The sequence below is a fragment of the Mojavia sp. genome, assembly GCF_059505145.1.
In genome coordinates this window covers 312,285-324,353 of the sequence record NZ_JCACKA010000124.1, presented here as the reverse complement: position 1 = coordinate 324,353, position 12,069 = coordinate 312,285, and the positions used below count along the sequence as shown (strand labels likewise).

Annotated in this window: 13 protein-coding genes; 7 read left to right on the top strand and 6 right to left on the bottom strand. The window is 41.1% G+C overall.

The features are described from left to right. The first annotated feature begins 118 nt into the window (after positions 1–118). Positions 119–343 (top strand): hypothetical protein, encoded by a 225-nt coding sequence (locus AC5JL8_RS34710; RefSeq protein ID WP_495884225.1) that lies wholly within the window; start codon positions 119–121, stop codon positions 341–343. A gap of 174 nt (positions 344–517) precedes the next feature. Here AC5JL8_RS34710 and AC5JL8_RS34705 read toward each other — a convergent pair whose 3' ends face one another. Together AC5JL8_RS34705 and AC5JL8_RS34700 are read right to left on the bottom strand one after the other, a co-directional pair. Continuing rightward, positions 518–1,717 (bottom strand): hypothetical protein, encoded by a 1,200-nt coding sequence (locus tag AC5JL8_RS34705; RefSeq protein ID WP_495884224.1) that lies wholly within the window; start codon positions 1,715–1,717, stop codon positions 518–520. Between the two features lie 359 nt (positions 1,718–2,076). After that, entirely contained in the window at positions 2,077–2,337 is a 261-nt protein-coding gene (locus tag AC5JL8_RS34700; RefSeq protein ID WP_495884223.1) for a MoaD/ThiS family protein, read from the bottom strand. 442 nt (positions 2,338–2,779) lie between these two features. Between AC5JL8_RS34700 and AC5JL8_RS34695 the strand changes: the two genes are divergently transcribed. Continuing rightward, complete coding sequence (locus AC5JL8_RS34695; RefSeq protein ID WP_495884222.1) at positions 2,780–4,111, top strand: aromatic ring-hydroxylating dioxygenase subunit alpha; 1,332 nt, start codon at positions 2,780–2,782, stop codon at positions 4,109–4,111. 227 nt (positions 4,112–4,338) lie between these two features. Here the strand turns inward: AC5JL8_RS34695 and AC5JL8_RS34690 are convergent, their stop codons facing one another. The 3 genes from AC5JL8_RS34690 to AC5JL8_RS34680 all read right to left on the bottom strand — a co-directional run bounded on the left by AC5JL8_RS34690 (position 4,339) and on the right by AC5JL8_RS34680 (position 6,554). Continuing rightward, on the bottom strand, positions 4,339–4,965 hold the full coding sequence (locus tag AC5JL8_RS34690; RefSeq protein WP_495884221.1) for a J domain-containing protein: 627 nt from the start codon (positions 4,963–4,965) through the stop codon (positions 4,339–4,341). Positions 4,966–5,191: 226 nt separating this feature from the next. Further along, a complete protein-coding gene (locus tag AC5JL8_RS34685) occupies positions 5,192–5,785 on the bottom strand; it encodes an ATP-dependent Clp protease proteolytic subunit (protein WP_495884220.1) in 594 nt (197 codons plus the stop codon). 106 nt (positions 5,786–5,891) lie between these two features. Continuing rightward, on the bottom strand, positions 5,892–6,554 hold the full coding sequence (locus AC5JL8_RS34680) for an ATP-dependent Clp protease proteolytic subunit (RefSeq protein WP_495884219.1): 663 nt from the start codon (positions 6,552–6,554) through the stop codon (positions 5,892–5,894). 238 nt (positions 6,555–6,792) lie between these two features. Here AC5JL8_RS34680 and AC5JL8_RS34675 point away from each other — a divergent pair, with 238 nt between their 5' ends. The 5 genes from AC5JL8_RS34675 (at position 6,793) to gloA2 (ending at position 10,668) form a co-directional block, all read left to right on the top strand. Next, positions 6,793–8,049: a vWA domain-containing protein gene (locus tag AC5JL8_RS34675; protein WP_495884218.1), complete on the top strand. Its 1,257-nt coding sequence runs from the start codon at positions 6,793–6,795 to the stop codon at positions 8,047–8,049. Next, positions 8,046–9,326, top strand: a complete 1,281-nt coding sequence (locus AC5JL8_RS34670) for a vWA domain-containing protein (protein WP_495884217.1) — start codon at positions 8,046–8,048, stop codon at positions 9,324–9,326. Before AC5JL8_RS34675 ends, AC5JL8_RS34670 begins: the two co-directional genes overlap by 4 nt. Before the next feature lie 209 nt (positions 9,327–9,535). Then, complete coding sequence (locus tag AC5JL8_RS34665) at positions 9,536–9,754, top strand: DUF433 domain-containing protein (RefSeq protein WP_495884216.1); 219 nt, start codon at positions 9,536–9,538, stop codon at positions 9,752–9,754. A 1-nt stretch (position 9,755) separates the two neighbouring features. Then, positions 9,756–10,076: a DUF5615 family PIN-like protein gene (locus tag AC5JL8_RS34660; RefSeq protein WP_495884215.1), complete on the top strand. Its 321-nt coding sequence runs from the start codon at positions 9,756–9,758 to the stop codon at positions 10,074–10,076. Between the two features lie 205 nt (positions 10,077–10,281). Then, positions 10,282–10,668, top strand: a complete 387-nt coding sequence (gene gloA2, locus AC5JL8_RS34655; RefSeq protein WP_495884214.1) for an SMU1112c/YaeR family gloxylase I-like metalloprotein — start codon at positions 10,282–10,284, stop codon at positions 10,666–10,668. Positions 10,669–10,768: 100 nt separating this feature from the next. Here gloA2 and AC5JL8_RS34650 read toward each other — a convergent pair whose 3' ends face one another. Then, positions 10,769–12,034: a sensor histidine kinase gene (locus AC5JL8_RS34650; RefSeq protein ID WP_495884213.1), complete on the bottom strand. Its 1,266-nt coding sequence runs from the start codon at positions 12,032–12,034 to the stop codon at positions 10,769–10,771. Positions 12,035–12,069 lie beyond the last annotated feature (35 nt).

Genomic DNA, 12,069 nt, shown 5'->3' with positions numbered 1-12,069 from the left:
AGTATTAGTAAATAATGTGGTTTTCACTACGCTATGAGGTTGAATTAGTAAGATAAACTTGCCGAAGGTATGTCATCAAACTACGGACTTTCATTTAGTAACAAAGAAAGGATAACCAATGAGCAAAGAAGTAGTTAAAGTAATATTCTGGGAAGAAAATCAAAAAGATTTTCTCAAAAAATTTTATGATCTACAATTTATTCCCAGAATCGGAGAGGAAGTTTACCTAAAGAAGGAGAAATGGAAAGTAACTAGAGTTGAACATGATATAGAAGTTAGTGAAATTAATGTCTACATGGAATTAATCAAAAAAGTAAAGCAGGATAAATCATCTAATTCATAAATAAAACTGAGATGGTAGCTATGCTGTCTTGCTGAGGGTAGAAGGAAATCCCCCTAAATTTATTTATAGGGATGATGGGAACATCCTGATTTATCCGTGTCGATTGTGGTTGCTAAAACTACCAATAATCACTGGCTATATCTTGCTCCCACTGTCCCCGATTAACCCATAGTTTTATAATTGTAAATTTCCGACAATCTTCTGGTTTTCCCGGCTAGCCACACGAATCATATAACCTTCTTTTACAGGAATCTGCGGTGTCCACTCATGAACTCCATCGCTAGCAGTACGAGTAGAAATATCTTGGATAATTTTGTCGCTGCGATCATACAACTTAATCGACACATCCTTATCAAGATTATCTCGCCACAATATTAGATAAGGTCGATTTTGTTCAACCTGTACTTTACCAATCGGCTGATCAATTAATATTTGCGGTACAAGCTTTTGAGTTCGAGCCTTGCGAAATCCCAGGTAATGCGGTAAATGTCGAAATGTAGGATTTTCTTGGAGATTAGACAGTTGGGGTAAAACAATATTCCCCATTTTGGAATTGAAAAGATAAGTTGATCTGCCACCGTCAACGGTGATGATATCTCCTTTAACGCCTAATTTACGTAATAATTCTGCGGCTTCATCTAGGATTGTTTGATTCACCGTCATAATCAACAGTTGTTCATTACCCTTACTACCATCTTTGTCGAGAGTACCGATAACTTGATATTTATTTACTTGATTTTGGGCTAATACTTTCGCTGGATGGTCACTATATTTATAACTAACGATCGCATTTTTTACCTTTTTTTGGTTGAGAGGCGCACCACTAACTGGGTCATAATCTGTAATGTATGCCTGCTTATCATCCCAAACCAAAGCCTTCAGGCGAATTGTGCGATAAAACTGATTTTTTGGTTCCTTAATCGGCCCGTAGGGACTATTTCCCCCACTGATAACTACGCCATTGAGTTTAATAGGGAAGGATAACTGCGTACTTGATTGATATTGCTCAAAAAAAGAACAGTTAATAATGGAAAAAACGTTGTCACTATACAGTTGTTTATACTCATCGGTTACTTCACTAAACAACTTATTTTCAAAAAAAGGGCTGTAATATCCACCTTCTCCTTTATAATATTTCCCTTGTTTCTGACCCATCTGATCTACCTCCCCGATCAGCTGGTCTATATGGATTTTGTTGAGGTTAATAACTTGTAAATAAGCTATGTTGCCATTCGTTAATTGTTTGGTGTATAAACCTGCGCCATCAATGACGTGAAGAGGCTGATAAGAAGACAGGGGGTTTGATACTTGGGCTATCCAAAGGCTAGTAAGAATTGGAAGCAGGAAAAAAAAGAAGCTGATTGCAGCGTTCATTTGCGTTTTTTGTTGCCAAAAATAAGTATCCGCAATTATAACGCTTGCGATCCACAGTGATAGGTTAACGCTTTTATTAAATAGCGTTAACCTATTTTTATCATTGCTGTAACAGAATATGGCAACGGAATTTCAGTTTGGAAAACAGGAGATTGGTTTTTAATTCTTTAAAATAGAAAATAATGATAATCTACAAGATTATCATTATAAATATTCCTCAAAGTTATAATTCCAGATTTTGTCTTGAGATAATGATTGTATTGCCAAAACTAGCTATGGTTTGTTAAACGTTGTTAGCTTTGGGCATCGTTAACCTCAGCTTAACTTTAATCTAATCTCAGAGGCGATCGCCTCTTGTTTTAACCACCGCTGACGGGTGGAATTAACACTACTTCATCCCCGTTTTTTAGTACGGTATCCGGTTCGACAAATATTAAATTAACTCCAAAGCGAGTGAAATCTCGTAATTTAGTGAGTTCTGGATGTTCAGCAATTAAGCGATCGCATACTGCTCTAACCGGCGTACCATTGGGAAGTTCCAGCACCAGTTCTGATACCCCATAGGCTTCTTGGTAGGCAGCAAATAACTTGACGGTTACAGTGATTACAGAATTAGACATAAAATTTAGCATTCCCCAACCATAAATAGGGGGACTTCTGACACCAAAAGTTCACTTTATTGACAGATTTTTACCTATTTAAGGTAATTTTGTTGTGGTTTAGCTTTAATTTCAAAATCTGAAATTAACTTGCAAATATGATACTACTATTAGGTTCCTGAAGTTAAGTTTTTGTATGTATCCTATTTTTGAGACTTGTAACAATTAGCTTATAGAAAATACTCTAGCGAAATTCTAAGTACTCTTTATATATTCAATGATTAGGTCTTTCAGCAGAGAATCTGTTTGAAAAACGATAATATCGTTAAATGGCCGTTTTGAATAGAAGATATAGCATCAATATTAGTTTACAAACATGATAAAAAGTGATTTTATATCTTATTTAGCGATTTTTTAGATAAGTTTGTTCTTATATCTGATTGATTAAATCATTAAAGGTAAAATGCAATCTGAATTCAATTTTTTGCAAAACTGGTATCCTATTACACCAGTCGAAGACCTTGATCCAAAGCGACCAACTCCAGTAACTATTTTGGGACTCCGCCTAGTCATCTGGAAACCTAAATCATCTGCAACTTACCAAGTGTTTTTAGATCAATGCCCCCACCGCCTTGCACCTTTGAGTGAGGGACGAGTTGATGACAAGACAGGTAATTTAATGTGTAGCTATCACGGCTGGCAATTTGATTCCCAAGGAATCTGTACGCACATTCCCCAAGCCGAAAATCCACAAATTGTTACCAAGAATCAACAAAATTTTTGTGCAGTCGCACTCCCAGTTCGTCAAGAAAATGATTTACTCTGGGTCTGGCCTGATGTTAAATCAGCCCAACAAGCTGCTACTACACCATTACCTTTGTCACCTCTAATAGATGCCAGCAAAGGTTTTGTTTGGAATTCTTTTGTACGTGATCTGGAATATGACTGGCAAACCCTTGTAGAAAATGTGGCAGATCCCAGCCATGTTCCTTTTGCCCATCATGGAGTTCAAGGCGATCGCGAAAAAGCAAGACCTATCGCTCTAAAAGTTGTGCAATCAACACCAAATTTGATTGAAGTAAATAGTGAAGGCAGTTTTCAAACAACAATCACTTTTGAACCACCTTGTCACTTAGAGTATGCTATCAAAATTGGCGACACTGGTAAGCAGTTGGGACTTATCACCTACTGCATTCCTGTTTACCCAGGTAAATCAAGGATTGTAGCGCAATTTTCCCGGAATTTCGCCAAAACGCTCCATCGTTTCCAACCCCGTTGGTGGGATCACATCACAAACCGTAATCAGGTTCTTGATGGAGATATGATACTTTTGCAACAGCAAGAGTATTTTCTGCAACAAAGAAAAACAGTTGAAAGCTGGAAGACTGCTTTCAATTTACCTACGAGTGCAGATCGCTTAGTGATTGAGTTTCGCAATTGGTTTGATAAGTATTGTCACGGTCAGCTACCGTGGCATGAATTCGGCATTACTGTTCCACAAAGCCCGACAATCAATGACAACCGTTCTGTAGTGCTTGATCGCTACAAACAACATACTCAGCATTGTAGTAGCTGCCGCAGTACGCTTAAAACTATACAGCGCTTGCAGGTGGTGCTTTTGGTATATTTTGTTATTACTGTATCAGTAGTTGCCATTCTTCCTGATGCACTGCGAGTTAAGCTTGGTTTACCACTGATGATTACGGCACTACTGGGTCTAGGAGTTTACACTTGGCTAAAATTCTGGCTTAGTCCTAAATTTTACTTTGTGGACTATGACCATGCCCGAAGTTAAGCAGGGATTGGGCATGGGGCATTGGGCATTGGATAAAGAAGACAAGCAGCATGGTGTATGGGGGGACAAGAAGCAAGAATTAATCATGGTTCTTTCCCCTTGTCCCCTTGTCTCCCCTGCTCCCCCTCCCCTTGTCCCACTTGCCAGTCCCTAGCCCCTAATCACCAGTCCCCAGTGCCAAAACGACGCCTCAATCTATAATAAGATTTATATTTATTATTAATATCTTAAAAAATCTGCTCTAACCGTTGAAAGTCTCGCTGTACCTCATTCCACAGAGCCTTGTTGTTGGGGTCTGTTTTCAGAGCTTTTTTAAGATAAATTTTAGCTTTGAGTCGTTGATTTGTATCAATTAGCGCCCTTCCCCACAGTTGATAAGCTATAGCCTGCCACTGGCGCACTTCTGCATCTTCCGGTAATCGGTCTGCTAAAGCTTCTGCTAGGGCGATCGCTTGGGGATACCGTTTTTCTTTTAAAAACAGCTGCAACTGCTCATAAGTTTTCCACTTCAGCCGCTGTTCTATTGCCGTGACACTAGGCGGCTTTGGTGTGGTCTGCTGTTTCTGGGTTTTCACCGACGTTGCCGATGCTGGTTCCTGAGGTGTTGGCTTTGTTGTATCACGCTCAGACATTGGCGACTGACTTGACTTTTGGGCTGTCTCCTCTGGCATTACTACCGTCAATAGGAGTTTGTAAGCCTCTGTCAAGGCAATAAACTTGTCTTTAGCTTTGTGGTCATCTGGATTAATATCGGGATGATATTGCTGCGCCAGTCGTCTGTAAGACGCTTTGATGTCGGCAAAAGAGGCTCCCGATCTTAAACCCAATAGACGGTAGCAATCTCCAAAATCCATCTTGAGCTATCAGCTATCGAATACTCAGCTTAAAGCTTAAAGCTTCAAGCTTGAACTACTAATAATAAAGGTTAATTTTATAATTGACAGTTCTAAATTGACAATTTTTTTGGGAAGGGGACTGGGGGGCAAGGGGAAAGAACCATGATTAACTCTTGCTTCTTGTCCCCCCATCCCCCATGCTGCTTGTCTTCTTTATCCAATGCCCAATGCCTAATCCCCAATTTTATGGACGTTCTTCAATCACACGGTCAATTAAACCGTAGTCCTTGGCTTCTTGGGCAGACATGAAAAAGTCGCGATCCATGTCTTTTTCAATTTTGGCTAAAGTTTGGCCTGTGTTGTTGGCATAAATCTGATTGAGCTGGTTACGAATCCGAAGAATCTCTCTAGCTTCAATTTCGATATCAGTTGCTTGTCCACGGGTTCCACCAGAAGGTTGGTGAATCATAATCCGTGAGTGAGGCAATGCCATGCGTTTGCCCTTGGTTCCAGCTGCTAAGAGGAAAGACCCCATTGAAGCAGCTAAACCCACGCAAATTGTGACCACATCTGATTTGATGTGTTGCATGGTGTCATAAATTGCCAAGCCAGAAGTGACCATACCACCAGGGGAATTGATGTATAAATAAATGTCTTTACCTGGATCTTCTGAATCCAGATACAACATCACGGCGATAATCTGGTTGGCAATTTCATCATCAATGTCTCGCCCTAAGAAAATAATTCTTTCGCGGTAAAGGCGATCGTAGATGCTAATCCAGTCTGTAAACTGTCCTCCGGGCATCCGGTAAGGAACTTTAGGAACACCTATAGGCATTTTGCTACTCCGTTTGTAATTTAGTCATTCGTGAAGAGCATAGGAAACAGGAAAAAGAAAGATAATTTCTTTTTCTTCTGCCCTCTGCCATCTGCCATCTGCCTTCTTAAAGGATGCTTGCAGGCAGAGGCGGATTGGCGAGTTCTTCTTTTTCAAAAACTCGGTCAATCAAACCGTAGTCCCTAGCTTGATAGGGAGTCATGTAAAAGAGGCGATCCATGTCTTTAGTAATTTTTTCTGGTGCTTGCCCGCTAGTGCGAGACAGAATATCAACCATTGCTGTCTTGTTTACCAGAACTTCCCGCGCCCGAATTTGAATATCCGTTGCTTGACCTTGGGCGTAACTCTTAGGCTGGTGCAGGATAATGCTGGCGTTGGGTAAACTGGCACGGCAACCTTTTGTGCCGGCACTGAGTAGCATCGCTGCCATGCCCATTGCGGAACCAATACAAATGGTGTGGATGGGTGGCTTGATGTATTTCATGGTGTCAAAGATGGCGAAGGCTTCGGTTTCAAAGCCGATAGGGTCGCCACTATAACCGGAGGTGCCGGTTGAGTTGATATAAATTTTAATAGGCTTCTCTGGGTCGTCGGACTGCAAATAAAGTAATTGAGCGACGATTAACTCTGTGACAGCAGGCACCAGTGGCATCCCAAGATAGACAATTCGCTCCTTCAACAATAAGGAGGGTAAATCTGGCGGCGGTGTCCGGTAAGAGTTATCGCCGTAATAGGGGGCTTGAACAGCCTTGATGGGGGAAATGTCCATAGCAACTGATCGCCTGAAATTATGCCGTTAACTGTAATACATCCTAGCGCGATGCTAGCTATCTTCAAGGTGTGGATTTCTGGCTAATGAGTCAGAGGGCTGAACATCTGCCAATCCTTAGCTTCTAAGATATTCTGAATATATTAATGTATTTGTATTGGATCTTTTTTCCGTAGCTCTAATGTTACGCTTTGAAGTTATTTATAAATATGTATATCTTAAATAGGAACTTTGGGTTATGAAGGTTAGCTTACAGCCAGCCCTGAATGATGCTAGTTTAGATGCCAATCAACTGAGTAGTCAGCGTCAGTTGGCGATTTCGATTTCTGCGATCGCCGAAACTTTGAACCGCAATGTGCCATTAAATTTATGTTTAATTCTTGATCATAGTGGTTCGATGAATGGGCAACCCCTAGAAACTGTCAAAAAAGCAGCTAACCGTCTAGTTGATAGGCTTAATCCTGGCGATCGGCTCAGTGTTGTAGTTTTTGATCACCGGGCGAAAGTTTTAATCCCTAATCAAATTATCGAAGACCCAGAACATATCAAAAAGCAAATTAATCGCTTGAGCGCGGATGGTGGTACAGCCATTGATGAAGGGTTGCGCTTGGGGATTGAGGAGTTGGCAAAGGGCAAAAGAGAAACTGTTTCTCAAGCTTTTTTGTTAACCGATGGCGAAAACGAACATGGTGATAATAATCGCTGTTTGAAATTTGCTCAGTTGGCTGCTAACTATAATTTGACTTTGAACACGTTGGGATTTGGTGACAATTGGAATCAGGATGTTTTAGAAAAAATTGCTGATGCGGCTTCGGGTACGTTGTCATACGTTCAAACACCAGAACAGGTAGTGGAGGAGTTTAGCCGCCTGTTTAACCGTATTCAAACGATCGCCTTGACCAATGCATATTTACTATTCTCTCTGATGCCCAATGTCCGGCTAGCAGAACTTAAACCGATTGCTCAAGTTTCTCCTGACACAATTGAGTTACCAGTGCAACCAGAAGCTGATGGACGCTTTGCGGTGCGCTTAGGTGATTTGATGAAGGATGTAGAACGGGTAATTTTAGCTAATATTTATTTGGGACAATTGCCAGAAGGTAAACAGGCGATCGCTAATGTGCAAGTCCGCTACGATGACCCCGCTCAAAACCAGACAGGATTATTCACGCCCAATATCCCGATTTATGCAAATGTGACTAGGGCGTATCAACCTGCTACGAATCCAGAGGTGCAACAATCTATCCTGGCATTAGCCAAGTACCGCCAAACTCAGTTAGCAGAGGCGAAATTGCAACAAGGTGATCGCGCTGGTGCGGCTACAATGCTGCAAACTGCTGCCAAAACTGCGCTGCAAATGGGAGATACTGGTGCAGCGACAGTGTTGCAAACATCAGCCACTCGCCTGCAAGCTGGTGAAGAATTATCCGAGAGCGATCGCAAGAAAACCAGGATTGTCTCAAAAACAGTGTTGCAGGATACTCCTCACCAATGAAAGTAAAATTACTGTCGGCGCTCAATGATACTAATGTTGATGTGGCGCAATTAAATAGCCAGCGTCAATTAAGCATTTCGATTTCTGCGATCGCCGGGGAATTTGACCAGCACCTGCCCCTCAACTTATGCTTGATTCTGGATAAGAGTGGTTCGATGCATGGGCGACCAATCAACACCGTAATCCAAGCAGTAGAGCAATTACTCGATCAGCTAAAATCAGGCGATCGGATTTCGGTTGTGGCATTTGCTGGTTCAGCTGAAGTGATTATTCCAAACCAGGCGATTCAAGACTTAGGAAACATTAAATCACAAATCAAAAATAAACTTAATGCTAGCGGTGGTACTGTAATTGCTGAAGGTTTGGCACTGGGAATTACAGAACTGATGAAAGGCACAAAAGGAGCTGTTTCTCAGGCATTTCTATTAACAGATGGTCATGGTGAGAACAGTTTGCGAATTTGGAAGTGGGAGTTAGGCCCAGATGATAATAAGCGGTGTCTAGAATTTGCCCATAAAGCTACTAAATTCAACCTCACTATCAACACTCTGGGATTTGGCAGTGACTGGAACCATGATTTATTAGAAAAAATTGCCGATGCTGGTGGCGGTACTCTAGCTTATATTGAGCATCCAGAACAAGCAGTAGAGCAGTTTAGCCGTTTGTTTAAACGTATTCAATCTGTGGGGCTGACTAATGCCTATTTGCTGTTGTCTTTAATGCCTAATGTCAGGCTAGCGGAACTTAAACCTATTGCTCAAGTTGCCCCAGACACAATTGAGTTACCAGTGCAACCAGAAGCCGATGGACGCTTTGCGGTACGCTTGGGAGACTTGATGAAAGATGTAGAGCGGGAAGTTTTAGCTAATATTTATCTAGGAAAGTTGCCCGAAGGTAGGCAAGAGATCGGTCAACTCCAAATCCGCTACGATGACCCAGCGGTAGAGAAACAAGGCTTGCTTTCTTCTATTGTGCCTGTGTATGCAGACGTGGTTCGCGTATACCAACCTGCTGCTAATCCCCAGGTGCAACAGTCGATTTTGGCATTAGCTAAGTATCGCCAAACTCAGTTAGCAGAAGCAAAATTACAACAAGGTGATCGCGCTGGTGCGGCTACAATGCTGCAAACTGCTGCTAAAACTGCTTTGCAAATAGGAGATACAGGTGCAGCCACAGTATTACAATCTTCTGCCACTCGCCTACAAGCTGGTGAAGAACTATCCGAGAGCGATCGCAAGAAAACTAGGATTGTCTCAAAAACGATTTTACAAGATTGACCCTCTCCTGGCTAGAAATCAGAAGATTCACATTGCAAGTTCCCAGGCTGCACCACGTTTGCTCATAGAGTTTAGTGATATTTCCTTTGAAATCGTCATTGCGAGGTTTGGGCGTAGACTTTCCCGAAGTCCTGTTAGTCAGCACTACACCCATCGCTAATGGTGATAAAAGGTAAACTATAGTTACAAAATCTTGAGGTCAAGAATATATGCTTAAAGACTCCTTAATTATTAGCTCATCTCCTGACGTTATGGGCGGCACTCCAGTTTTTGCTGGTACTAGGGTTCCTGTGCAGACGCTTCTGGACTATCTCAAAGCAGGAGAATCAATTGACGATTTTTTAGATGGATTTCCAACAGTGACTAGGGAGCAGGTCATTGCCTTACTGGAGGAGGCGGAGAAACAACTTGTTGGCATGGTAGCATAACATGAAGCTCCTTTTAGATGAGTGTATTGACCGCAAACTTGCACGAGAATTTGTTGGCTATGAGGTGAAAACGGTTCCACAGATGGGATGGGCAGGGATAAAGAATGGTCAACTTCTTGCTCTTGCACAAGCCGAGTTTGATGTTTTCATCACAGTTGATCGCAACTTGTCATTTCAACAGAATCTGCCACATTTCGATATCGCGGTAATTGTTTTGCAAGCCTCATCTAATCGTTTGGCGGATCTAAAGCCTTTAGTACCAAAGGTTTTAACTATTTTAACTACAGTAGCTAAACGAGAAGCTACGATAGTCAGCGTGTAATCAAAAAATCGGTCAGTACTCACTTTACTGAAGCTATATCTGTAGAAGAACATATCAAATCTACTGAAAAGAAACAGTCAGAAAGCGAACGCAGTTATTCAATCTTTTGGTTTATTCTGATATACGTGCTATTTTGAGGCGAAAGCAAACCGCGATAGTTTGAGGAAGTACCAAAAAATAACTTACCCAAAATTTGAATTCTGTTATGAAAATCAATGGCATTCATCATATAGCCATCATTTGTTCTGAATACGAACGCTCAAAAAAATTTTATGTAGAAGTTTTAGGTTTTCCAATTATTCAAGAAACTTTTCGTGCCGAAAGAAATTCTTATAAATTAGATTTGCGAGTTGGTGAAAATACTCAAATCGAGTTATTTTCTTTCCCCAATCCTCCCCAAAGACCTAGCACTCCCGAAGCTTGTGGTTTAAGACATCTTGCATTTGCAGTTGATGATATCGAGCAAACTGTTTCTTACTTAGAATTGCAAGGGATAGAAGTAGAAAATATCAGAATTGATGAAATTACAGATAAAAAATTTACATTTTTTAAAGACCCAGATAATTTACCTTTGGAGATTTATGAAAGTTAGTTTTAAACTTGATAGTTCAAACAGATAAATATATGTTTGTGTTTATCTGTGGTTTTTTAAAGGATTTTGAAGCTTATTAGTACTGCTTTATTTCCTAGTTTTATGAAAGCGGCAGTTGGATTTCAAAGATGGAACCTTGACCTAGTACACTGTTGGCAGTAATTTGCCCTCGGTGTGCTTGAATAATTTGCTGAGAAATCGCTAGCCCTAAACCAAAGCCTCCTGTTTGGCGCGATCGCACATTGCCCACGCGATAAAATCTTTCAAAGATATGGGGTAAATCTTCAAGTGGAATGCCAATGCCGTTGTCTTCTACTTGGATCACAGCTCGATGGTTACGTTGCAAGAATCTTAGCTTAACTGTCCCGCCATCTGGGGTGTATTTAAAAGCATTAGCGAGTAAGTTGACAATAGCCTGTTTTAACAATTCTGGATCGGCTTTTAAATACAGAGATTGCTGGGGGAGATGAGAAGTAAAATTGAGATTTTGTGCAGTTGCTTGTTGGTGGTATTCTTCAGTGAGCGATCGCAGTAGTAGCACAAGGTCAATATTCTTGAGTGCTGCGGTATCTAAAGCTCCCTCATGACGAGCCAGAAACAGCAAATTACTAATGAGAGTACTCATTGATTTAGCAATCTTTTCGATATTTTCTAGGCGAAAATGCTGCTCTAATTCATCTTCTGGTGGCATTAATGCAACTTGTGCATTGCTCAAAACCGCAGCTACAGGAGCGCGTAACTCGTGGGAAGCATCGGCGGTAAAGCGCTGTAGTTGCTCGTAAGCACGACGAGTAGGCCGCATGGCAAGTCCTCCCAAAAACCAACCAGTAATCCCAATCAAACCTAAGGTCACTGGTACACCTACCGTTAAAAATAATCTGGCTCGATTTAAGCTGTCACGTAAGGGTGTAAGAGGCGCAGCAATTTGCAAATAGGCGATTACTACATTATTTTGTACAATCGGTAATGTTAATTCTCGTAGCCATATTTTATCGATATCATTAATTTGAATTGTTTTAAAGCCAGACGCAAAACTTAATCGTCTGGGAGTATTTTCATCGCTAGATTTAATTAATTTTTTATGGGAGTTGTACCAGCGGATATACACCAATTTGCCATTCAGAGGTAATGTATCGCCAAGAATAAAAACATCATTTTTATTTACCTGCCATCGTTTTGCATAGAGACGACGCTGTGCATTGACTGTAATTGCTTTGCTGATTGAGTAAAGTTCTTCATCAAAAGCCTGAAGCTGGTTTTCAACTCCCAAGTAATAAGCTAAAGCCGCAAAGACAACGAGAATACTCCCCATCGACAGAGCGAATAAGTAAGTTAGGTTACGGCGGCTACGAGCAAATGCGAACATAGTTATGAGTCAAGAGTTATTTTTGACTTTAACGC

Excerpts from the sequence above, each read along its gene's own strand:
- AC5JL8_RS34695 (WP_495884222.1), top strand. The coding sequence starts at position 2,780 with ATGCAATCTGAATTCAATTTTTTGCAAAACTGGTATCCTATTACACCA.
- AC5JL8_RS34660 (WP_495884215.1), top strand. The coding sequence starts at position 9,756 with ATGAAGCTCCTTTTAGATGAGTGTATTGACCGCAAACTTGCACGAGAA.
- AC5JL8_RS34700 (WP_495884223.1), bottom strand. The coding sequence starts at position 2,337 with ATGTCTAATTCTGTAATCACTGTAACCGTCAAGTTATTTGCTGCCTAC.
- AC5JL8_RS34705 (WP_495884224.1), bottom strand. The coding sequence starts at position 1,717 with ATGAACGCTGCAATCAGCTTCTTTTTTTTCCTGCTTCCAATTCTTACT.
- AC5JL8_RS34650 (WP_495884213.1), bottom strand. The coding sequence starts at position 12,034 with ATGTTCGCATTTGCTCGTAGCCGCCGTAACCTAACTTACTTATTCGCT.
- AC5JL8_RS34690 (WP_495884221.1), bottom strand. The coding sequence starts at position 4,965 with ATGGATTTTGGAGATTGCTACCGTCTATTGGGTTTAAGATCGGGAGCC.
- gloA2 (WP_495884214.1), top strand. The coding sequence starts at position 10,282 with ATGAAAATCAATGGCATTCATCATATAGCCATCATTTGTTCTGAATAC.
- AC5JL8_RS34670 (WP_495884217.1), top strand. The coding sequence starts at position 8,046 with ATGAAAGTAAAATTACTGTCGGCGCTCAATGATACTAATGTTGATGTG.
- AC5JL8_RS34685 (WP_495884220.1), bottom strand. The coding sequence starts at position 5,785 with ATGCCTATAGGTGTTCCTAAAGTTCCTTACCGGATGCCCGGAGGACAG.
- AC5JL8_RS34665 (WP_495884216.1), top strand. The coding sequence starts at position 9,536 with ATGCTTAAAGACTCCTTAATTATTAGCTCATCTCCTGACGTTATGGGC.
- AC5JL8_RS34675 (WP_495884218.1), top strand. The coding sequence starts at position 6,793 with ATGAAGGTTAGCTTACAGCCAGCCCTGAATGATGCTAGTTTAGATGCC.
- AC5JL8_RS34710 (WP_495884225.1), top strand. The coding sequence starts at position 119 with ATGAGCAAAGAAGTAGTTAAAGTAATATTCTGGGAAGAAAATCAAAAA.
- AC5JL8_RS34680 (WP_495884219.1), bottom strand. The coding sequence starts at position 6,554 with ATGGACATTTCCCCCATCAAGGCTGTTCAAGCCCCCTATTACGGCGAT.